This is a genomic window from Amycolatopsis sp. NPDC023774, assembly GCF_040639695.1.
Classification (GTDB): Bacteria; Actinomycetota; Actinomycetes; order Mycobacteriales; family Pseudonocardiaceae; genus Amycolatopsis.
Window position 1 is genome coordinate 1 of the sequence record NZ_JBFAAJ010000063.1, and the last position, 19,345, is coordinate 19,345.

Annotated in this window: 18 protein-coding genes and 1 pseudogene; 7 read left to right on the forward strand and 12 right to left on the reverse strand. The window is 67.2% G+C overall.

What is annotated here, in order from left to right; all coding sequences use genetic code 11:
- The 3 genes from AB0F91_RS45515 to AB0F91_RS45525 form a co-directional block, all read right to left on the reverse strand.
- On the reverse strand, window positions 1-766 hold a 766-nt coding region (locus AB0F91_RS45515; RefSeq protein WP_360608477.1), incomplete at its 3' end, for a transposase.
- Window positions 767-868: 102 nt separating this feature from the next.
- Window positions 869-1,189 (reverse strand): zinc ribbon domain-containing protein, encoded by a 321-nt coding sequence (locus tag AB0F91_RS45520; protein WP_360608479.1) that lies wholly within the window; start codon window positions 1,187-1,189, stop codon window positions 869-871.
- Window positions 1,190-1,226: 37 nt separating this feature from the next.
- Entirely contained in the window at window positions 1,227-1,781 is a 555-nt protein-coding gene (locus AB0F91_RS45525; RefSeq protein ID WP_204089367.1) for a YceI family protein, read from the reverse strand.
- 513 nt (window positions 1,782-2,294) lie between these two features.
- Here AB0F91_RS45525 and AB0F91_RS45530 point away from each other — a divergent pair.
- Complete coding sequence (locus tag AB0F91_RS45530; RefSeq protein WP_360608505.1) at window positions 2,295-2,600, forward strand: helix-turn-helix domain-containing protein; 306 nt, start codon at window positions 2,295-2,297, stop codon at window positions 2,598-2,600.
- Between the two features lie 230 nt (window positions 2,601-2,830).
- Here AB0F91_RS45530 and AB0F91_RS45535 read toward each other — a convergent pair.
- Window positions 2,831-3,121, reverse strand: a pseudogene (locus AB0F91_RS45535) (helix-turn-helix domain-containing protein); the annotation flags it as partial.
- A 472-nt stretch (window positions 3,122-3,593) separates the two neighbouring features.
- On the opposite strand from AB0F91_RS45535, the gene AB0F91_RS45540 reads away from it, so the two are divergent.
- The 5 genes from AB0F91_RS45540 to AB0F91_RS45560 all read left to right on the forward strand — a co-directional run bounded on the left by AB0F91_RS45540 (window position 3,594) and on the right by AB0F91_RS45560 (window position 11,356).
- Window positions 3,594-6,251 carry a bifunctional YncE family protein/alkaline phosphatase family protein gene (locus AB0F91_RS45540; protein WP_360608507.1) on the forward strand — a complete coding sequence of 886 codons (2,658 nt, stop codon included), beginning with the start codon at window positions 3,594-3,596 and terminating at the stop codon, window positions 6,249-6,251.
- A 134-nt stretch (window positions 6,252-6,385) separates the two neighbouring features.
- The gene (locus AB0F91_RS45545; protein ID WP_360608481.1) at window positions 6,386-6,511 is read left to right on the forward strand and encodes a hypothetical protein; all 126 of its coding nucleotides are present in this window, start codon (window positions 6,386-6,388) and stop codon (window positions 6,509-6,511) included.
- Window positions 6,512-6,894: 383 nt separating this feature from the next.
- A complete protein-coding gene (locus AB0F91_RS45550) occupies window positions 6,895-8,499 on the forward strand; it encodes an alkaline phosphatase D family protein (protein ID WP_360608483.1) in 1,605 nt (534 codons plus the stop codon).
- Window positions 8,500-9,484: 985 nt separating this feature from the next.
- Window positions 9,485-10,636: an oxygenase MpaB family protein gene (locus AB0F91_RS45555; protein ID WP_360608485.1), complete on the forward strand. Its 1,152-nt coding sequence runs from the start codon at window positions 9,485-9,487 to the stop codon at window positions 10,634-10,636.
- A gap of 33 nt (window positions 10,637-10,669) precedes the next feature.
- Window positions 10,670-11,356 (forward strand): hypothetical protein, encoded by a 687-nt coding sequence (locus AB0F91_RS45560; protein WP_360608487.1) that lies wholly within the window; start codon window positions 10,670-10,672, stop codon window positions 11,354-11,356.
- 232 nt (window positions 11,357-11,588) lie between these two features.
- On the opposite strand, the gene AB0F91_RS45565 is transcribed toward AB0F91_RS45560, so the two are convergent.
- The 4 genes from AB0F91_RS45565 to AB0F91_RS45580 are packed head-to-tail and all read right to left on the reverse strand — an operon-like array spanning window position 11,589 to window position 14,815.
- Window positions 11,589-12,056 carry a hypothetical protein gene (locus tag AB0F91_RS45565; RefSeq protein ID WP_360608489.1) on the reverse strand — a complete coding sequence of 156 codons (468 nt, stop codon included), beginning with the start codon at window positions 12,054-12,056 and terminating at the stop codon, window positions 11,589-11,591.
- Window positions 12,057-12,058: 2 nt separating this feature from the next.
- Window positions 12,059-13,207 carry a hypothetical protein gene (locus tag AB0F91_RS45570; RefSeq protein ID WP_360608491.1) on the reverse strand — a complete coding sequence of 383 codons (1,149 nt, stop codon included), beginning with the start codon at window positions 13,205-13,207 and terminating at the stop codon, window positions 12,059-12,061.
- Between the two features lie 5 nt (window positions 13,208-13,212).
- Entirely contained in the window at window positions 13,213-14,475 is a 1,263-nt protein-coding gene (locus AB0F91_RS45575; protein WP_360608493.1) for a putative T7SS-secreted protein, read from the reverse strand.
- The gene (locus AB0F91_RS45580; RefSeq protein WP_360608495.1) at window positions 14,468-14,815 is read right to left on the reverse strand and encodes a hypothetical protein; all 348 of its coding nucleotides are present in this window, start codon (window positions 14,813-14,815) and stop codon (window positions 14,468-14,470) included. Before AB0F91_RS45580 ends, AB0F91_RS45575 begins: the two co-directional genes overlap by 8 nt.
- A gap of 478 nt (window positions 14,816-15,293) precedes the next feature.
- On the opposite strand from AB0F91_RS45580, the gene AB0F91_RS45585 reads away from it, so the two are divergent.
- Window positions 15,294-15,587 (forward strand): hypothetical protein, encoded by a 294-nt coding sequence (locus tag AB0F91_RS45585; protein ID WP_360608509.1) that lies wholly within the window; start codon window positions 15,294-15,296, stop codon window positions 15,585-15,587.
- Here the strand turns inward: AB0F91_RS45585 and AB0F91_RS45590 are convergent.
- The 4 genes from AB0F91_RS45590 to AB0F91_RS45605 all read right to left on the reverse strand — a co-directional run bounded on the left by AB0F91_RS45590 (window position 15,558) and on the right by AB0F91_RS45605 (window position 18,940).
- Complete coding sequence (locus tag AB0F91_RS45590) at window positions 15,558-15,926, reverse strand: hypothetical protein (RefSeq protein WP_360608497.1); 369 nt, start codon at window positions 15,924-15,926, stop codon at window positions 15,558-15,560. The two genes, AB0F91_RS45585 and AB0F91_RS45590, sit on opposite strands and share 30 nt — an antisense overlap.
- Before the next feature lie 213 nt (window positions 15,927-16,139).
- Window positions 16,140-16,334, reverse strand: a complete 195-nt coding sequence (locus AB0F91_RS45595) for a hypothetical protein (RefSeq protein WP_360608499.1) — start codon at window positions 16,332-16,334, stop codon at window positions 16,140-16,142.
- A gap of 302 nt (window positions 16,335-16,636) precedes the next feature.
- Window positions 16,637-17,161 (reverse strand): hypothetical protein, encoded by a 525-nt coding sequence (locus AB0F91_RS45600; RefSeq protein WP_360608501.1) that lies wholly within the window; start codon window positions 17,159-17,161, stop codon window positions 16,637-16,639.
- 327 nt (window positions 17,162-17,488) lie between these two features.
- On the reverse strand, window positions 17,489-18,940 hold the full coding sequence (locus AB0F91_RS45605) for an alkaline phosphatase family protein (protein ID WP_360608503.1): 1,452 nt from the start codon (window positions 18,938-18,940) through the stop codon (window positions 17,489-17,491).
- Window positions 18,941-19,345 lie beyond the last annotated feature (405 nt).

Consider the following 19,345-nt stretch of genomic DNA (forward strand, 5'->3'; position numbering starts at 1 on the left):
TCTGGCGCCGGACCTGGTCCAGTGCATCGGTAGCCCATTTGACCACGTGGAACGGGTCAGCGCAGCGGATCGCGTCCGGGCAGTACCGCTCGACAGTGCGGGCGATCCACGCAGCCGCGTCCGCCGAGACATGCGTGATCCGTGCGCATCGGCCGGGTCCAAGTAACTCGAAGAATGCGGCCAGCGTTGGCTTGTCGTTGCCCGCCGCAGCCCACACCAGCCTGCCGGTGTCATGGTCGACAACAACGGTGAGGTATTTGTGGTTCTTCTTGTAACTGATTTCGTCGATCCCGATCCTGCGCAACCCGGCCAGCCGATCCACTCGCGCGTCGATGCCGGCTCGGACCCGGGTAATGATCGAGCCGACGGTGGGCCAGGCGATTCGCATGAGCTGCCCGACCGCGGACCTCGACGTCGCGGTCGCCAGCCAGGCGACGGTGTCATCGAACGCACGGGTATGCCCTGCGCCGTGCCGCGCCCAGGGCACCGCACTGACCACGACTCCATGTTCGCGACACCGCACCCGGGACGCGTCCGCTTCCACGAACACCCGCACGGTCACCAGGTCCAGCGCACGCCATCGCCGCCGGCCCCGGCCGGGGTCATAGCGCGGGCAGCGCCGCGAGCACACTCCACACCGGTCACGATCCCGCCGCCGGACCCGCACCGCGGCCACCAGCACCTGCTCGGTCTCATCGAACTCGACCGACTCCACGACCGCCGGGTTCACACCCAGCAGCCGACCCCATACCCTGGTTGAGGGCACGTCGTTCTCCGTCTATCCAGTTTCTGTTCCTCGACAGCTCAGAAACCTAGACCCAGCAACGACGTGCCCTACTGCTACCAGGGCAAACCCACCCACACATCACTACGAAGAGCCCTTTTTTTGTGTCGCCGGCTTGGAGCGTGTCTTGTTTGGTGCGGTTCTTGTAGAACGTGACGTTGGCGGCGAGGGTGAAGAAGACGAGGTGACCGTGCGGCAGCGGTAGGTCGGGCGTCCGTGGTTCCAGTGTGAGTCGAGTCGTCGGTCGCAGACACCGCAGTGCACCAAGCCGGCGAGGGCGAACCGTCGAACACCACCGTCCTTGGTGGGTCGCGGGGCACGGATCTGCTGCGCGGTGACGAAGTCCTGTTCAGTAACGAGGGCTGGGTGCGCGGGCTTGACAGACAGCGCCGGTGTTGAGTGCATCTCAGCGAGCGGCGGCCGGCCTGATGATTCTGCGTGGCTAGGGCGGGGTGAGTTCCGCGTCGAATTCGATTGCGACCTCGTTTGCCAGCTTCAGCGCCCCGAAAAACGCCGAATAGGGTTTGATGCCCCATTGTGTCTGGACTATGGTTGCGCCGCCTCGGATCCTGCGGTCGTCGCTGACCGTGGCTAGCACGGTGATCGGGTGTGACTGGTCCATGATGGTCAGATTGCCGTCGACGGTGAGCGATTCGCCATCTTGGATGACTCGCGTCGAGTGGAACGTGATTGCGTGATATCGGTCGGTGTGCAGAATCTTCGTCTGAATGTTTTTCTCGATCTCGGCGCGGTCGGAGTCGGTGAGCGGTTTGATTCCGCCGCTTCCGGACCGCACCCGCAGCGAGCCGGCGACGACGTCGACCGAGACCGAGGACAACGCGGGGTCCGCCGTGTTCACCGACACGGCGGCAACCCACTCTGACGCCTCGATCGTGAGATCGTGCCCGACGCGCGAGCCGAGTCCAGTGCGCCGCGTCTTCACCAATAGCTCGGCCGACTGCGGACCGGACCGGTACTGGCCGTCCCGAAACGACATAAACTCGACGTTACGCCGGGACGCTCAGCCTTCCATATCGACGTCGCCGTCCGGGTCGCGGCGCGGGCGCTTCCTGGCCGGCGCTGGGTCCCTACGTCGTCCCGGACATGGTCGAGATCGACTGCGACAACGACACGATCGACCGGATCGCCACCCCGTCCTGCCGGGCGAGGTGGCGACTTGTCAGCGGGCGAACTTCTCGATAGCGGCCAGCGTTGTAGTCCCCATGGGGCGTGGGGTGGCTTCGGGGTCGACAAGTGGGAACCTGCAGGTCAGCCAGGGGTGCGGAGCGTTGTGGTTAGCGAGCAAGATCGTCCTCGGACACGTGTGGGTTTAAGTCCCTAGGGACTTAAACTGTGATCTTGAGACCGACCGATCGTCTGCCATGCCGAGCGGAACGTGGTCGGTCGTCACTTCCCCCGTTCAACGACGAACCGAATGTGCTCGTTGAGAGCCTTCGCCCGGTGGGACGTTGTTGAGCGCAGCGTGGGTATCGCAGGCGGGCATCAAGGTATGGTCCCCGCGTCGGCGCAGGATGAGCCGCGAGTGGCGTGGCGATCGACCGGCCGCTCATTGCGGACTCCCAACCACGTGATCCGGCTGTTCCGCGCCAAGAGCGGACGGACTGTGGTCGGTCACGTCCGGCGTCGGCGTCTGCGGCGGGCCGGGCACTGCTCCAGGAGTTCGACGATGTCCATTCCAGCCGTCGCGGCCGCAGTGAGCATCGGCGAACTCCAAAGCTTCAATAAGGCGAGCCGACGCGAACTGGGCGCTTCACCCCGCGCGTTGCGCACCCGGCGCAGGACTGCTGTCCCTTGACCTGAAGGCCGTGTACCTCCGACATAGCCGACGTGCGCGGTGGGCGGCGCCACGTCTCCGACGCCGTCACGAAGAACGCCCGCGCCCGCTGTCGGAGGCGGAGATCGCCGAACTGCCGCATCGCAGGGACTGCCACGGATGGCGGATTCCGCGGGGCTCGCGTCTGGGCTACGAATGGTAGTGAGGTAGTGACTATTTGTGTGGCCGATTTCCTCCAGCGTCTTGGTGATCACCGCGTCCACCCGCTCGTCAGTGATCAGGCGCGGCCGGCCAGGGCGAGGCTCATCCGACAAACCTTCCAGCCGGTCTTCGGCAAACCGCGACCGCCATTTCGACACCGTGTTCCGTGAGACACCCACATCCCCGGCGACCTCGCCGATCGACCCGCCCTCGGCGCAGCGCAACACAATCCGGGCTCGCAACGCCAGCGCCTGCGCGGTCTTGCGGCGACGCGCCCACCCGGTCAACACCGACCGTTCCTCATCAGAGAGCACCACGGGGTCAAGCTTCGGGCTCGGCATCACCACACCCTACAGCTGCCCACGAACTACCGACTCAGGACACTAGCGACCAATACGCAACAGGTAATCGATGGGTCAAACGGGCAAGCGCGAAGTTAAATAGGTAAGCTGCGGGCCAATTGTCGGCTCGGTGACAAAGCTGTGGACGGGCACTGTGCTCGCTCGTCGGTCGAGCTCGCAGGAGAAGCGGCTGTACCTAACGGGCAGTGTCGATTTCACCGTATTATTCGGTTTGCCGTCTTTGAAGGCGGCAAGTGCCCGTGTGGCTCTGTTTTGATGGCGGGCAGTAACCCGCTGGCCATCCCTTTACTCCGCCAGGGCAATCGAGTGTTCGGTGCCGCGCCGTCTTGGGGTTGTTTAGTTCCCGGAGTCCCCTCCGAACGTTTGTTCTGTGAAAGGATCGATGGTGCAAGTTCAACGACGACGGTCTGCAGCGCGCAAGCGCTGGACGATCGCTGGCTCTGCCGTGGTCATGCTGACGGTCGGCGGCGTCGCGTCCGCCGCGGTGGTCCACGTCCCGACCGACCCGTTCGGCACGAGCATGCTCGGCCGGCACGACGCGGCCGGGCGGATCCTGACGTCGGACAACCACTGGCTCTCCCCGTTCGGAGCGCGTGCGGCCACGTTCTCCGCGCAATCGATCGGTAGCGCCATCAGCCCGGACGGTTCGAAGGTGGCGGTGCAGACGGGTGGCGACAACTCCGGCACGCCGTCGATCACCGTCCTTGACGCTGCAAGCGGCTCGGTGCTGCAGACGTTCGGCGGCACCGGTGTTGCGGCGCCGGTGTACTCGCCGGACGGCTCAGCACTGTATGCCGCCACGACGTCCAGCGTCCTGAAGTATGCGGTCGGCTCGAACGGCATGATCACGAACCCGACCGCGCCGGCGAAGCTGGCGCTGCCGGGCGGGTCGTTGCCATACGGGCTGACGCTGTCGGCCGACGGCGCGAAGCTGTACCTCGCGCTGAGCGGCAGCAACAAGCTCGGCGTGGTCGACACGGCTACGAACACGCTCACGGCCCAGGTGGCGGTGGGGAACGCGCCGCAGGCCGTCACGATCGTCGGGAACAAGGCGTTCGTGTCGAACCGTGGTGGTCGTACCGCCGTCGCCGGCGACACGACCAACAAGTCCGACGGCACGAACATCGTGTCCGACCCGGTGACCGGTGCGTCGGCGACGGGCACGGTCTCGGTGGTGGACCTCGGGACCAACACGGTCGTCGACACCGTCAACGTCGGTCTCCAGCCGACGTCGCTGACCCAGCACGACGGCGCCGTGTTCGTCACCAACACCAACAGCGACACCGTCTCGGTCATCGACGCGGCCACGCACAAGGTGACGCAGACCGTCAACGTGGAGCCGCTGCCCGGCATCCAGGTCGGCTCGTCACCGAACTCGATCGCATTCACCGACGCGAAGCACATGCTCGTGAGCGTCGGCCGTGACAACGCGATCGCGCAGTTCGAATACGACGGCGCCCGCAGACCGGTGAAATACCAGGGCCTGGTCGCGACCGACTGGTACCCCAACCAGGTGCAGTTCGACGCCAAGCTGGGCAAGGTCATCGTCAGCAACCAGCAGGGCATCGGCACCGACGGCGCTCCCCAGAGCTTTGCCTACAAGGGCACGCTGACCTCCTTCGCCATGCCGGACGGCCGCCAGCTTGCCGACACGACCCGCCAGGTGTTCAGCAACAACGCCTGGGACCGCCCGGCGCATGCGGGGAACGAGCAGTCCGACGCCAACGGACACGGCCGGCTGACAGCGATCCCGCGGCAGCACGGTGAAACGTCGCCGATCAAGCACGTGTTCATGATCATCAAAGAGAACCGGACCTACGACCAGATCCTCGGCGATCTGGGCAAGGGCAACGGCGACCCGTCGCGGACCAGCTTCGGTGCCGCTGTCACGCCGAACGAGCACAGCCTGGCGAACACGTTCTCGACGTTCGACAACTTCTACGACAACGGCATGCTGTCCGCGGACGGGCACAACTGGCTGACACAGGCCGAGCCCAACGACTACCTGGCACAGGATGCGGCCAGCGCCTGGGCACGGAGCTACCCCTACAACGCACGGGACGCGCTGGCCTACCAGCGCGACGGGTTCATCTGGGACGCTGCCGCGCGAGCCGGCGAGTCGGCGCGCAACTACGGCGAGTACGAGGCCATCGCCAGTGGAAAGCCCGGCTCGTGGCAGCAGTACTACGCGGACTCTCAGATCCTCGAGGGTAAGGCCACCGGCGACCTCCCGGTGGCGATGGACGCGTACAAGTCGTACTCGGACGTGCCGTCGAACAACGCGATCAGCAACCCGAACTTCCCGCAGTTCAACCTGGCCATCCCCGACCAGTACAAGGTCGATGTCTGGGAGCAGGACTTCAAGAAGGCCGAGCAGACCGGTGATCTGCCGGCTCTGACGACCATGTCGTTGCCCAACGACCACACCGGTGGACCCGCGACCCCGCGGGCCCAGGTCGCCGACAACGACCTGGCCGTCGGCCGGATGATCTCCGACATCTCGCACAGCCGCTTCTGGAAGGACTCGGCCGTGTTCGTGTTCGAGGACGACACCCAGGCCGGTACCGACCACGTCGACGGGCACCGCGCGCCGTTCTTCATCGCCAGCCCGTACGCCAAGCGTGGCGTCGTCAACAGCGAGTACTTCACGCAGGTCAACGCGGTGAAGACGATCGAACAAATTCTCGGGATGCAGCCGATGAACCAGGAGGACCGCGCGGCGACGCCGATGTTCAGCGCGTTCACCGACACGCCGGACTTCACGCCCTACGCCACGATGCCCAACCAGATTCCGCTCACCGAAGGCGTGAGCAATCTGATCCCGGTGACTCCGACGTCGGGTTCCTCGTCGGCTCAGGCGAGTGTGGCCCCGGCCGTTCCCGCCGACCAGCGGCAGACGGCCGATGCCTGGGCCAACTGGCACCGGGACGAGGCGATGCCGAAGCTCACCGGAGAACACGCTCAGGTCGACGGAGTGAACCAACCGCAGCTGGGCCGGTACGACTGGTACACCTCGACCGGGTGGACCAAACCATTCCCCGGCGACAACAAGATCCTGCGGCCTGACCAGGTTCCCGGCCGCTACCTGTTCAACGAAGACAACGAGTAAACAGCCTGCCGTTACCGAGCGTCGGCCGGGGCCCGCTGGTGGGCCTCGGCCGACACTTCTGCGCACAACGAGCAGCGTGCCTGACGTCTCGTCTTGCGAGGCGACTGAGTACCTCGGCACTTCGATCAGCAGCGGTGGCGACACGAAACCCGACAACCGTGTACGGCCCCACCGCGGACAACCCGCACATGATGCTCCAGAACAACCAGCGCGGCTACATCCGTGTCGAGATCACGCCGCACCATTGGCGGGCCGATTAGCCAGACTGTCCACTGCCCCATGTCTGCGGGTAACGATATGCGGAACACCAGCCACCGCTCCCTCCCGCGGACGTAACAGCCATTCTAAGAGAACTGATGGAGATGTTCGCACGTGCTCGCCCGCCGGACGCACCCGTTCGCCGGCGCACCTCTGGGGGGAGGACGTCGTCCGGGCTCGGTAGGTGGAGCAGGTCCGCGAGAGCACACAGACCAGGCGGGCAGTGTTCGCCTGGGTGTTGCTTTTCGTTGACTGGAAGCATGGCAGCACCTGAAAGAGTGAGACCCAGTCTCTGACCTGCGCCCTGGCGACGCTGGTTCACCCGTCGCCGTGGGTTGGCCTGTGCTTCGAGCCGGCCTGCTGACTCCGGAAGGACCCCGAGAACATGACTGACACTGACGCGCCGCTGCCTGGCTCGCCCGTGCTGAGTAGACGGAACGCGCTGGCGCTGGGCGGGCTGGGGACGGCGACCGCGCTGGCCGGTGGCGTGCTCGGAAAACCCTCGACGGCAGCGGCGAGCCCTGCGTTCTTCGACCACCCGTTCCGTCTGGGGGTGGCGTCCGGCGATCCCCTGCCCGACGGTGTGGTCCTGTGGACGCGCCTCGCCCCCGACGCGCTCGCCGAGGACGGCAGCGGCGGCATGCCACCTCAAGCGTTCGGGGTCCGCTATGAGATCGCCGAGGACGAGCGCTTCACCCGGATCGTGCGCCGCGGCGCGGTCGAAGCGACCCCGGAACTCGGACACTCGGTCCACGTCGAGGTGTCCGGACTGGCGCCCGCGCGGGAATACTTCTACCGGTTCCGGGTCGGCCCGGCGATCAGCCCCACCGGCCGCACCAAGACAGCCCCGGCCTTCGCCGCGCCGGTCGAGCGGCTCCGGCTCGCGGTGACGAGTTGCCAGAACTACCCGGCCGGCTATTTCGTCGGCTACCGCGACATCGTCGCCCAGGACCCCGATGTGGTCGTGCACCTCGGGGACTACATCTACCAAGGGCCCTCCGCGGGCGAGCCGTCGCTCAATCGTGCCCACGTCCCGCCGGTTGAGATCACCACCCTGCTCGAATACCGGCTCCGCTACGCCCAGTACAAGACCGACCCGCTGCTGCAGGCCGCCCACGCCGCGATCCCGTTCCTCGTCATCCCCGACGACCACGAGGTCACCAACAACTACGCCGACGACATCGGCGGCGGCCAATCGGGTGCCGCGTTCCTCGCCCGCCGCGCCGCGGCCTACCAGGCCTACTACGAGAACATGCCCCTGCGGCGCTCATCGCTGCCGGTCGGGCCGGACATCCAGCTCTACCGGCGCGTCCGCTACGGCAACCTGGCCCAGTTCCACCTGCTCGACACCCGGCAGTACCGCTCCGACCAGGTCAAGTGGACCGCCAAAACCGCCATCGGCGGCTACGCCCCGGACGCCCTGGACCCGCACCGCACGATCCTCGGCGACGCGCAAGAACAGTGGCTGCAGGAAGGCCTGGCCACCTCGACCACCCGCTGGAACATCATCGGCAACCAGACCAAGTTCGCGCCCTTCGACCACCAAGCCGGACCCGGCGTGGCTTACGACTCCCCGGACAACTGGGGCGAGGGCTACGTCGCCGACCGCAACCAGCTGCTGGAGTTCATCGCCGCACACCGCCCGGCCAACCCCGTCGTCATCACCGGGGACGCCCACCGCAACTGGGTGTTTAACCTCAAAGCCGACTTCAGCGACCCGAACTCCGAAACACTGGCCACCGAGTACCTCGGTACCTCGATCAGCAGCGGTGGTGACACCGTGCCCACCACCGTCTTCGGCCCCACGGCCGACAACCCGCACATGATGTTCCAGAACAACCAGCGCGGCTACATCCACGTCGAAATCACGCCGCAGCAGTGGCGTGCGGACTTCCGGGTGTCGGACACGGTGCTGCACCCGGACGCCCCGCTCTACACCGTCGCCACCTTCATCACTGCCGACGGCAAACCCGGCGCACGGCGCGTGTGACACCTCACCCTTGGCCCGCAGCTCCGTGTGCCGGTACGGGCGCCGGGACCCGTTGCCTGCCAGCCGAGGGGATCGCCCGATCGGTGGGGGATCGGGGCTGAAACGACAATGGGAGGTGGGGCACGCCGTCCTGGTGTGCCCCACCTGCCCCTCGTGCGGGTGCCCCCAGAACTTCTTCAACGCCTCGGCGATCTCGGCGTTGCTGTTCCCGGACCATCGCGATGTGTGTCCGGTTGATCTGCCGTTGCACTGATTCCAGCTCGGATCTTCCGTGGGCTCGGTGCCAGGTGCGTGACGCGCGGTGCGCCGAGCTGCTGAGCCGGACTGGCCGCCATGTCGGGTGACGCCGTTTCAGGGTTTCACAGCGAGCACGTGATCTACAAGGGCGGCCTGCGGCTTGATGTTGCTGTAGGCATAGCCTCTCGCACTACTGCATGGCGTGTGCGGAGATGTTCATCGGCTTAGCTCTGCTCCGGCTGCAGGAGCTGCGGAACGAGCGTGTCCAGTAGCGGGCAGCAAGCGGCGCCCGTGAGTGAGCAGATCGTCTGACGGGCAGGTCGATGCTGGTCTCCGATTGGGCTCCGTTGCTCACCGAGCGCCCGATACGCCGCGACCCTGCCACTCGGGTGACTGGCGACGGGACGCGCGGTCACCAGGGCCTGGACACGGCGGCGGGTTCGCCCTGGAATCGCTCGCCGTGGATCTTGTGCCTGTGCGAGTGGTACAACTACACGGGCTGGCGAAGCCCGCGCCACGCCATCAATGAGGCCATCTCCGTCCCGGCAGTCCGGTGGCCGTGGCGGCGCGGGAATGACGACATTTCGGTCCCATTCCGGCGAAAGCGGAGTCTGGTCTTGGCGACCGGGCCGGCCGAGTGCCACGGACAGTCATCATGGTTGCCATCGGATTGAGGTGTGGTTGTGCCCGAACGGCCCTAGCGTCGAAATTCGGCTTCGTCGAGGCTGGGCGAATGCCAGGAAGCCCAATGGGGAGCCAGTCGGGGTTGTCGGCTTTCGAATCGCTGAAGTACCAGGGTGATCGACTCGCCGACGCCGTCATCGCGGACTTGGTGGCCGGCGGGCGAACGGGCGCGGTGAACGAGGTATTGGCGCAGTTCCGGGAAAATGATCAGCCCATTCCCCAGGATTTGCCGGAGTCGGTGCGCCAGTACCTGGTCGACACGGACGCCCCACCCTGGTGGGCGGATCTGGACCGGGTCGCGAGCGCGTATGAGTTCTTCGTCGACGACGGCGTGCACGTCGCGTCGGTGTTGTCATTCGGGGCGATGGTCAACTGCTATGCCCAGCCGCGCCCGTCGCGCGTCCTGTCGTTGACCCACCGGCTCAATCAGCCACACCGCCGGTTGTCGGAGACCTCGCAGTTCGTGTTGAACATGATGGGCCCCGAACCATTCGGCTCCGGTGGCGGTTTCGTGCCCACCATCCAGAAAACCCGGCTGATCCACGCCGCCGTGCGTTACTTCGTCACGCGCTCCGGTGAGTGGGACGTGGAGGCGGACGGGGTCCCGCTGTGTCAGCAGGACATGCTGGGCGCGCTGCTGATTTTCTCGGTGCAGGTCATCGACGGGATGCGCCGGATGGGCATCGCCGTGACCGAACGCGAAGCCGAGGACTACTACTACGTCTGGCGGGTAACGGGCGCGATGCTCGGCATCCCGCCGGAGGCCATGCCGGAAACGCTCGCGGCGGCCCAGGACCTGAACGCGGAAGTCGTCGAGGCGACCTACGGCCCGTCGGCCGAAGGTGTCGAGCTGACCCGTAACCTCCTGCGCCTGTACGAGGACATGGTGCCGGGTACGGCGTTCGACGGTGTGGTCTCCGCGATGGTCCGCCAGGTCGTCACCGAGGAGGTCGCCGACTGGTTGGAGGTGCCGCGTTCGCGTGGCTGGGGTCGCGTGGTGGGTGCCGGTGTGCGGGTGATGCGGTTGCTGGAACGCTCGGAGGACCGCAGCCGCACCGCGACGGCTGTGCTCGACAAGGCGGGCAGTCTGCTGCTGGGCGGCAGCGTCCGCACGCTCACCAACGGCCAGTCCACCGCGTTGAGCATCCCGGCCGACCTGCGGGAAAAGTGGCTCGCCGCCGGCGTCTGCCCCGTCGCACCGCAGCGCACGCCGTGACGCGGCATTGAACGTGCTCTGCGGCAGGCTGTCGTGGACCAGCGGGCGCGGGCGGTGTTGTGGGCGCGCGGGATTCTGGCCGACCCGAACGTCGCGCTGGTGGGCATGACCTGGGATCGTGAAGTCCACGGATTCCGCTTCCGGGTGGAAACCCTGCAGGGCCAGGTGCTGGCCGAGCGGCTCTTGCCGCGCATAGCCGGGCGGAGCAGGCTCGGCGTCGACCGTGACGACATGCCGAGCTGGGCTCACGACGAGACCGACCACTTGAGCTGGTCCGAGCGCCGGCTCATCCAGGCTCCGCTGGCGAATCCGATCCAGGCCTATCGCGAGATCTGTCGCGAGGCAGGCACTTTCTTCGTGCGCTGCGGGCCAGAAGTGTCCGACGGTGATGACCTTGCCGCACAGTATCGGCACTTCCTGGCGCAGCCGGATCTCCAGCGCGCCAACGAAGGACCTGGTGTCGACTGGCGGAAGTCCCCGCGCACCACCGGGTCGGTTCTCGACGCATTGCGAGACGTGATTCGGGAGATGGCGCAGGCCGACCTGTCCGACGACGAAATCCGCCGGGCGAAACGACGGCCCCGCACGCCACCACTGAGCGGATACGCAGAACGCGTACGGCCGTCGCGCCAGCGCCAAGGGCTCGCTTGTCCTCCCGAACTTGGGATGCGCCTCTACGCCAGCGGGGCGACTCTCTTCCCGAACGGGGGAGTGGGGTGACTTCGACTCGCGGCAGGACCGAACGTTCTGCTCGCCTTGGCCATTGCGGCCGGAAGGTGGGTCCCGCTCCAGCGAGCGACTGCCTCCGAGCCGACTGGTAGGACCCCTAGTCCTGAGTAGACGGTCAATCACCGGTGCCTGCAACGAGACAGCACATCTGGTACCGGTTGGGTGGCCGATGTTGAGGCCGCGCCATCTGGCCACCAGGCGGCGCGGCGTCGCCGCATCTCATTCAGCCGGAGATGGGCAGGTTTGGGTATCGCTTGAGGACACGGGGTTCGACGATGGGGCCGGGCCAGAGGACGACGCGGTAGGTGTCGTCGCCGTCGATCCGGTCTTCGGAGTTGGTGTCGAACCCGTTGGCGTAGGTGCGGGCGGTGTAGTCGCCGGGTGGGACGGTGGTGCGGGGGATGGTGGGGCGGTAGTCGAATTTGGACACGACGAGGCGGCCGCTGGTGGTCCGGAGGCCGGCTTCGGTGCGGACGTCGAGGATGACGGGGAGGGTGCGGCGGCGTGCGGTGCCGACGCCGATGGCGCCGTCGGTGGTGGCGATGAGGTTGTTCATCAGGTCGGTGATGAACGCGCGGTTGGTGTCGGGGCGCGCGGTGTCGTCTTGGACGAGGAAGCTGCCGTAGTCGGCGAACACGTCGAGTTCGGCGTAGGCGATCCGATTGGGTGCGGGGCTGGAGGTGTCGGGCATGTTCAGCCGCCGGGGAGGGTGCCGGGGTAGCGCTTGAGCACGCGGGGTGGGTGGATGTCGCCGGGCCAGAGGATGAGGTGGTAGAGGTCGTCGCCGAAGCGGCCGTCGTCGGAGATGGTGTGGAACCCTTTGGCGTAGACGCGGGCGGTGTAGTCGCCGGGCGGGATGGTGGTGCGGGGGATGCTGGGGGTGTAGTTGAGCATCGAGACGATGATGCGGCCGGTGGTGGTGCGCAGGCCGGCTTCGGTGACGTGGTCCCAGTCGTCGAAGTTGTCGTCGGGGGCGGTGGTGCGCACGTCGAGGATGACGGGGACGGTGGTGCGGCGGGCGGTGCCGACGCCGAAGACGCCGTTGTCTCCGGCGATGAGGTCGTTGATGAGGGGCATGGTCCAGTCATCAGGGTCGAACCGGACGGTTTCGTCCTGGACGAAGAAGCTGTTGTAGTCGGCGAACACGTCAAGCTCGGCGTACGCGATCTGGGTGCCGTCTGCGCCGGCGTCAGTGGTGTGTGGCTGGTCGGGCATGAGGTGGACCTGGGCTCCGTCGGGTAGGTCGTGAATGGTGGAGGCGAAGGGGCCGCGGATGCGCATGCAGGTGGTGGCGTCCTTGGCGACGAGGTTGTCGTCGTCGTAGCCGCCGCCGGTGGTGAACAGGCGCAACGGGATGAGGCGCTGGTGGTGGTCGAGCGGGCCGTGGCGGTCTTGCCAGGCACCGGCGAAGGAGTGGGCGCCGCGGACGTCGGGGTCGGCGAGCAGCCAGGCCGCCCAGCCCTCGAGGCTGGTGCCGATCGGGGTGCGGTCGGCGGTCTCGGGATCGAAGGTGACGATGTCGTGGTTGCCGGTGATGGCGAACTGGCGGCCGAACAGGTCCTGCGCAAAGCAGAACAACCCGTCGGCCTGCCCGGCGTAGGTGTCCTTCCACGTGCTGGGGGTGTTCCAGCGCTGCAGTTCGGGTCCGAGACCGGTGGGGCCGGCGTGGAAGAGCTGGATGCCGGCGTTGAAGACGGTGAAGCCGTTGAGGGTGCTGAGCAGCTGGGCGAGTTCGCCGAGGGGACCGTCGGTGTGGCCGAGGTCGAGATCGATGCGCGGGCCGAGCGGCCCGCGGGCCGCGTCGAGCAACTGCGCGAGAGGGCTGGTGTCGGTGCTGGTCATGGTCGTCAGTCCGCCAGGATGGTCACGCGCTGGCCGTTGTCCAGGCCGGAGATCTGGTTGGCAATGGACCGTCCGGCGCCGCGGTTGTGGCCTGGGTCGATGTACTTCACGGACGATCCGGCGCCGCCTTCCTGGAACACAGCGGGAGGGTATTCGTCGCGATCGTAACCGGACCGGGTCTGCGGGACCTGTTTCATGGACTCCTCACGGCGATCTTCAGCGCCGTCGCGGTCGATGGTGACCTTGGACGGTTGCGTGCGGGGGAAGGACTCGTCGCCCCGCCACGACGTCCCCATCTGAGCTTCGCGGGCGTGGTCAGCGGCCTCGGGGTATTTGCCCTGGTCGATGATCACGTACTGCGGGCCGCGGGACCCGGGGTCCACACCGGAGAGGAACGCGCGGGCATCGACGCCGCGCTGGTGAACCCATTGCTGGGAGACGTCGCCGGCGTGCTTGACCGCTTCGCCGGCGTCGTGCGTGGCTGAGGTCACGGTTGCGCCCGCGTCGTGGGCGTCCTGCCAGCCGACGAAGTCCCCGAAGTCGCCAACCACTTTTCCCGCGGTCCGGCCGACGTCCTCGACGAACTGCCCCGAGATGTCGAGCACCTTGTCGGTGATGTCACTGACGCCGTCGACCAGGTTCTGGGTCATCTCGCCGATTTGTTCGTTGGCGTTGTTGTTGACATCGCGGAAGTAGTCGTCGAGGAACGAGCGCTCCTCGGGGGCGTCCTGCTGCGCGCGGTCGACCTGCGCCACGGCCTGGTCTCCCGCTGCTTCCAGGTTTGCCCGCGCAGTGTTGAGGATGTCGCGGGTTCGGGCACGTTCGGGCTCGCCCGGGTCGGTGAACGGTGCCTCGGGCGGCGGGGCCTGGCCGTTGGCTTCGGCTTGCTGCTGCGCGGTGCGGGTCTGCTGCTCGTGTTGGCCCTGCGCTGTTCGGGTCGCCTGCTCGGCCTTGTTCCAGATGTCGATGGCCTGCCAGGCCTGGTCCTGGGCCCAATCGAGGGTCTCGGAATAGCGATTGATCGCCTCGGCCGCCGTGTGGAACGCGTTGCCGGCGGTGATCCAGCGTCCAGGTTCGGCCTCAGCCCGCGCGCGGAACGCGTCGCCCGCAGAGCCTTCCCAACCGCCGCTGTCCAGCCGCCGCACGCCTTCGCCGATCCGGATCATCGTGTCGCCGTAGACGGTCAGGTGCACCGTGGACGCGCGGATCTGGCTGGCGTCGCCGGGGACCAGCTGCCGCTGATCGTTGGTCTCGCCCAGCTCAGCCATCGTTGCTGTCCATCGCTTGCACGGCCGGGTCGTCCCCAGTGCCGGTGAAGATGCCGTTGATGGTGTGGGCGTGGGCCTTGTCGGCCTCGATGTAGGCGCCGGCCGCGTCGATCATCCGCCGCGACGGCTGCTGCCCATCCTCGGTCAGGTTCGACACCCCGACCGACCAGCGGGAGGTGAAGCTCTCGTACGAGTCCGCCAGCCGGGTGTGGCCAACGTACGACCGATCGCAGTCGATGTCCTCCACCGCCAAGCCCGCCACATCGCCGAGGAGATCCGACAACCCCAGGCCTGCCTTCTTCAGCGCTTCCACGTCCACGACGAACCCGCCGTCCGGCATCTCACCCTCTCCCCGAAAAGATCATCGCGGTACCACTCTAAGGCGCAGTTTGAACACGGTAAGCGACACCGGATTCCGTCACTCGATCGGAGGCACGGAGACTTCACCGACGGCACAGGGGTTGTGCGAGATCGAGAAACCAGCGCCACGGCGGCGGGCCTGAGGGAGATCGAAAAGTGGTGTGCGGCTGCCAGCGCCGTGGGCGCCGCACTGTTGTTCCGGCGGTCTGAGCAGCAGCTGTGCGGCCACGGCGACGCGCCGGTGCAGAGTCACCCGCACCTGCGCGCCGATGGGCGTCCTACCGAGCCTTTTCGGACTCAGCGTTCGGCTGGGCGGTAACTGAGTGAGGATCGCCACCGGCTCTCACCGACGTCATCCTGATCAGCTGTTCGCCGGGAGGTGAGAGCATCGTGGCCGTTCGCGAGAAGCAAGAAACTGCCGACAGACGGGCCTGACTTCATGCGAAGATCGATGAGTGATGCCCGAGGACGCTCAGGACAACTTGCGATACCTGCTGAACCAGTGGGATCCGATCGGCGTCGCGGACGAAGTGGACGACGAATATGACTGCGTGATCGAGCCGTTGCTGTCGCGTTTGGCGGCTGGGGCCGGACGCCCGGAGATCAGCGAGTTCCTCTGGCACGAACTTACCGATCACTTCGGGCTGAGCGATCCTGCCGCCAACGGTTCTGACCGGATGGCAGACCAGTTGGTGGCGTGGTGGGCTGCGGTCAGCAGGCCCTCAGCAGAGCAGAACCGGCTTTCGCAGTAGGCGCAGCGCCCACCGACCACCCTCCAGGTCAATCACGATCAACGACACCTGCCGGGGCCCTGGAGCGACCGATTTGCCGTTGCGCAGTGGAGCTCGGGATATCGACCTGCTCGGTGCTGGGCCGGGATCGTCCCACGGGGCCGGGTGTGCCGGTGCGGAGCGGTGCAGGACCGCGAGGGTGTGGGCCCAGGTCTTCAGCACCGGGTCCATGCCGGCGAAGTGGATGTGGCGCAGGACGTCCCAGACACCGTCGCCCGGGGCCGCGCCCACCGTCGCGGTGGCCAGGAGCAGCTCGGTGGGGTAGATCGCGTCCCTCAGCGACGGTCGGTCCTGGATCACCGCCCCATCCTGGCAGGGCCGGTACACGACGCCGGCCGCGGAGGAACGGTTCGCGCAGCTGGAGGCGATGCGCGGGCTCGACGCGGACGTGCTCGCCGTGCAGGAGATCGTCGCCCGCGAACCCGGACCCCGCGACCCCGACAAGCGGGACCTTGCGTCGGCGCGATCGCCGGGGGTGCCACGGCAGCTGCACAGCCGCCGCCGACGCGATAGTCACAACAGCACGGCCTGGTGCATTTTGAGCAGGACTCCGGTGGCCCCCGGGGCGGCGCCGAGCAGCAGCATCCGCAGCACGCGTGCCGCGGGGTTCGCGCGGCGGAGGTTGCGGTCGAGCACGGCCACCACTACGACGAACGACACCAGCACCAGCGCGTAGCCGGCCGCCATCGCGATGAGCCACTCCCGCATCGCACACCTTCCTCATCTTGAAAAGCAGGTGAGGGCACGACCTTCGGGGCCCGCTTCGCTTCCTACCGATCACCCGCGGCGGACACAACAAGAAGCACGTGCGTCGACGCCCACAATTCGATGACGTGATCCAGCGTCGATTTTCCGCGCTTTCATACCGGGGCTGCCGCCGGATCAGGCTGGGCGCTGATGTCGCAGCCGGCCGCGGTGAGGCCGCCGGGGGCTGCTGCCTCGCCGGGTGTCCCAAGCCCGGCGAGGCAGCAGCGGTGCACACGGCAGGTGTGGCTCAGGGCTGGTGGGGCTCAGCCGATGCCGGTGACCTGCAGGGCGGTGGTCCAGTTGTTCTTGATCGCGGAGCGGGCGGCGGAGAGGGTCACGGTGCCGGCGCAGACGGCGTTCTTGAGCTTGGTTTCGGTGCCGTCCTTGGTGTGCGCGGTCTGCGAGCCGGAGTAGGGCTCGGGCCACAGGTTCTTCGGATCCCGCGGGGCGCCGCCGAGCTCGAGCGGGATCATGTGGTCTTCTTCGTAGTCGGCGAGGTTGGTGTCGCTGTAGCCGTAGTCGGTGATGCCCTGGACCTTGAGTGCGTTGGTGTAGGAGGTGGACGGGCGTACGGTGGCGGTCCAGCCGGAGACGCAGATGGTGCTGTGGATGGTGGACTGGGTGACCGCGGAGTAGTAGACGCCCGGGGTGCAGCCGGGGTCGGGCAGCGGCAGGTACGAGCGGGAGCAGGTCGCGGCCTCGGCCACGCCGCCGGTGAAAATGATGCCGCCGCCGACGAGCGCGACAGCGGCCCAGACCGCGGTGACCGAGCGAACGAGGACACGCATGCGAAGCCTCCGGAAAGCCGTCCCCGGGCCGAATCGCCGGGGGCATTGCCATCGCACCTCACCAGGCATGCACAGGAAAAGAACCACCCTCGTGAACATCGCGTGGCAGCCCCGGATTGCCAACACAAACATCGGCGCTGTCAACAGCCGTATGGCGCACAACGACGGACGCGAATCCCCCGTCGTGCGCATACCGGACCGTGCTGGCACAGGTAGCTTGTCGCGGCGAGGTTCCCGCAGATTCTCTGCTGCGGGTGGGTAATCCGCGCGCCGGAGTACCTACCCGTAAGCGGGGGCCAGCCGCGGTGTGTCAGCAAGCGGGTGGGGTTAGAGGCGGGGGCGGGAGCCGGGTTCCTGGTGGGGCACGGTCTGGGTGGTAGGTACGGACGGGGCCGGCAGGGTGGCGGCTTCTTGTTTCTGCTTCGCCAGGACAGGCGCCGGGTCGGGCAGCGCGGGGAAGGGCACGTTGCGGTGGGGGAAGCGCAGCGTCGAGGTGAGGTCGCCAACGGTTTGCCGTCGCCAGGCGCTGATGTTCGGCTCGGACACGCCGAATCGGGTCTCGAGGAAGCGCAGGAGTGAGGTGTGGTCGAACGTCTCGCCGGCGACCCAGCCGCCGCGGCTCCAGGGGGAGATGACGAAGGTGGGGACGCGAAAGCCCAGGCCGATCGGGCCGGCGATGCCGCCGGCCTGGGAGGGCAGGGTTGCGGTCAGGTATTCCCCGGGCGTGCCCGGCAGGGGTGTCGGCGGGGTGACGTGGTCGAAGAAGCCGCCGTTCTCGTCGTAGGTGATGAACAGGACGGTTTTGTTCCAGACCTCCGGCTTGGACGCGAGCGCATCGAGGAGGTCGTAGATGTAGGCGGCGCCCGCCGCGGGCAGGCCGCTGGGGTGCTCGTCGGCCTCGGACTGGACCCAGGAGACCTGGGGCAGGTTGCCGCTGACGATGTCGTCCATGATCGCGGTCTTCGAGCGCAGCTTCATGCCGTTCTCGTAGAGCGGGGAGCCCACGGGCGCGGTCTGGAACTGGCGGAACCATCCCAGCTCCGGCCCGTCCCCGAAGACCCGCGAGGCGTAGCTGCGCCAGCTGATCCCCGCGGCCTGGAGCCGCTCGGGGTAGGTCGTCCAGGTGAAACCGCCGCTGGGGGGAAGCACGTTCGTCGCGACGTTCGGGCCGCCGTTGGCCCCGGTGGGATCGATGGTGCCGGTCATGGCGTGCAGCCGGTTGGGCCACGTCGGGCCCATCACCGAGCAGTGGTAGTGGTCGCAGATGGTGAACGCGTCGGCCAGCGCGTAGTGCAGCGGAATGTCGTTGCGGGTGTAGTAGCCCATGGTCAGCGGGCCGAACTCGCCGACTCTGGCCCGTTGCGCGGGAACCCAGCCGTCCATCTTGCCGCCGTTCCACGCCTGGTGCTGCGAGGGCCATCCGTGGTCGGGGTCGTGGATGGCGGCGGCGTTGGTCGTGGTCGTGTCCAGGTGGAACGGCAGCACGTACCCGTCCGGGTTCAGTGCGTCCGGCTGGTAGAAGACCGACCGTCCGGTGGGCAGCATCTGGGGGTTCGGGTCGTCGAATCCCCGCACCCCCGACATCGCCCCGAAGTAGTGATCGAAGGAGCGGTTCTCCTGGGTGAGGATCACGACGTGCTCGATCTCGCGCAGGTTCGCCAGGTCCCGCGCCGGGGTGGCGAGTGCCTTCCGCATCGAGGAGGGCAGTTGCGCCAAGCCGGCCACGCCCACTGTCGCGGCCGCCGATCCCAGGAACCGCCGCCGGGTAAGTCCTGCCATGTCCTGACATCCCCTTCTATTCGTCTGAAAAACAGGGCGGACCCACTGAAGTCGGCTGCGATGAAGGACGGGGGAAGGCCTGGCATCCGCGAGAGGAGGCGGTGGTAAACGCTTACGTAGCCAGCACGTACAAGGTTGGTTATGTCCTGTTAGGCGAGTATTGCCAGCCTCTCGTCGGAAGTTCCTCCATCGTGTTGGGGTCGGGCGCGCGATGCGCTGGCTCCGCGAGGCTGTCGGCCTCGTCGATCGGCGCCGGCGGGGGCAGCGACTTCGGAGTTCCAGAACGCGCTCAGCCGCGATCAGGAGTGCCCGTGTGCGGACTTTTCGCGGTGTGCCAGGAGCTGCCAGCAGGTGTCGGCCCGTGTATGTACGCACATCGTGAGCTGAGGCCGGGGACTCTCGGCC

Excerpts from the sequence above, each read along its gene's own strand:
- AB0F91_RS45565 (WP_360608489.1), bottom strand. The coding sequence starts at position 12,056 with ATGCCCGACACCTCCAGCCCCGCACCCAATCGGATCGCCTACGCCGAA.
- AB0F91_RS45540 (WP_360608507.1), top strand. The coding sequence starts at position 3,594 with ATGCTGACGGTCGGCGGCGTCGCGTCCGCCGCGGTGGTCCACGTCCCG.
- AB0F91_RS45520 (WP_360608479.1), bottom strand. The coding sequence starts at position 1,189 with ATGCACTCAACACCGGCGCTGTCTGTCAAGCCCGCGCACCCAGCCCTC.
- AB0F91_RS45555 (WP_360608485.1), top strand. The coding sequence starts at position 9,485 with ATGGGGAGCCAGTCGGGGTTGTCGGCTTTCGAATCGCTGAAGTACCAG.
- AB0F91_RS45550 (WP_360608483.1), top strand. The coding sequence starts at position 6,895 with ATGACTGACACTGACGCGCCGCTGCCTGGCTCGCCCGTGCTGAGTAGA.
- AB0F91_RS45570 (WP_360608491.1), bottom strand. The coding sequence starts at position 13,207 with ATGACCAGCACCGACACCAGCCCTCTCGCGCAGTTGCTCGACGCGGCC.
- AB0F91_RS45575 (WP_360608493.1), bottom strand. The coding sequence starts at position 14,475 with ATGGCTGAGCTGGGCGAGACCAACGATCAGCGGCAGCTGGTCCCCGGC.
- AB0F91_RS45525 (WP_204089367.1), bottom strand. The coding sequence starts at position 1,781 with ATGTCGTTTCGGGACGGCCAGTACCGGTCCGGTCCGCAGTCGGCCGAG.
- AB0F91_RS45600 (WP_360608501.1), bottom strand. The coding sequence starts at position 17,161 with ATGCGTGTCCTCGTTCGCTCGGTCACCGCGGTCTGGGCCGCTGTCGCG.
- AB0F91_RS45530 (WP_360608505.1), top strand. The coding sequence starts at position 2,295 with ATGGTCCCCGCGTCGGCGCAGGATGAGCCGCGAGTGGCGTGGCGATCG.
- AB0F91_RS45580 (WP_360608495.1), bottom strand. The coding sequence starts at position 14,815 with ATGCCGGACGGCGGGTTCGTCGTGGACGTGGAAGCGCTGAAGAAGGCA.
- AB0F91_RS45585 (WP_360608509.1), top strand. The coding sequence starts at position 15,294 with ATGCCCGAGGACGCTCAGGACAACTTGCGATACCTGCTGAACCAGTGG.
- AB0F91_RS45595 (WP_360608499.1), bottom strand. The coding sequence starts at position 16,334 with ATGCGGGAGTGGCTCATCGCGATGGCGGCCGGCTACGCGCTGGTGCTG.
- AB0F91_RS45605 (WP_360608503.1), bottom strand. The coding sequence starts at position 18,940 with ATGGCAGGACTTACCCGGCGGCGGTTCCTGGGATCGGCGGCCGCGACA.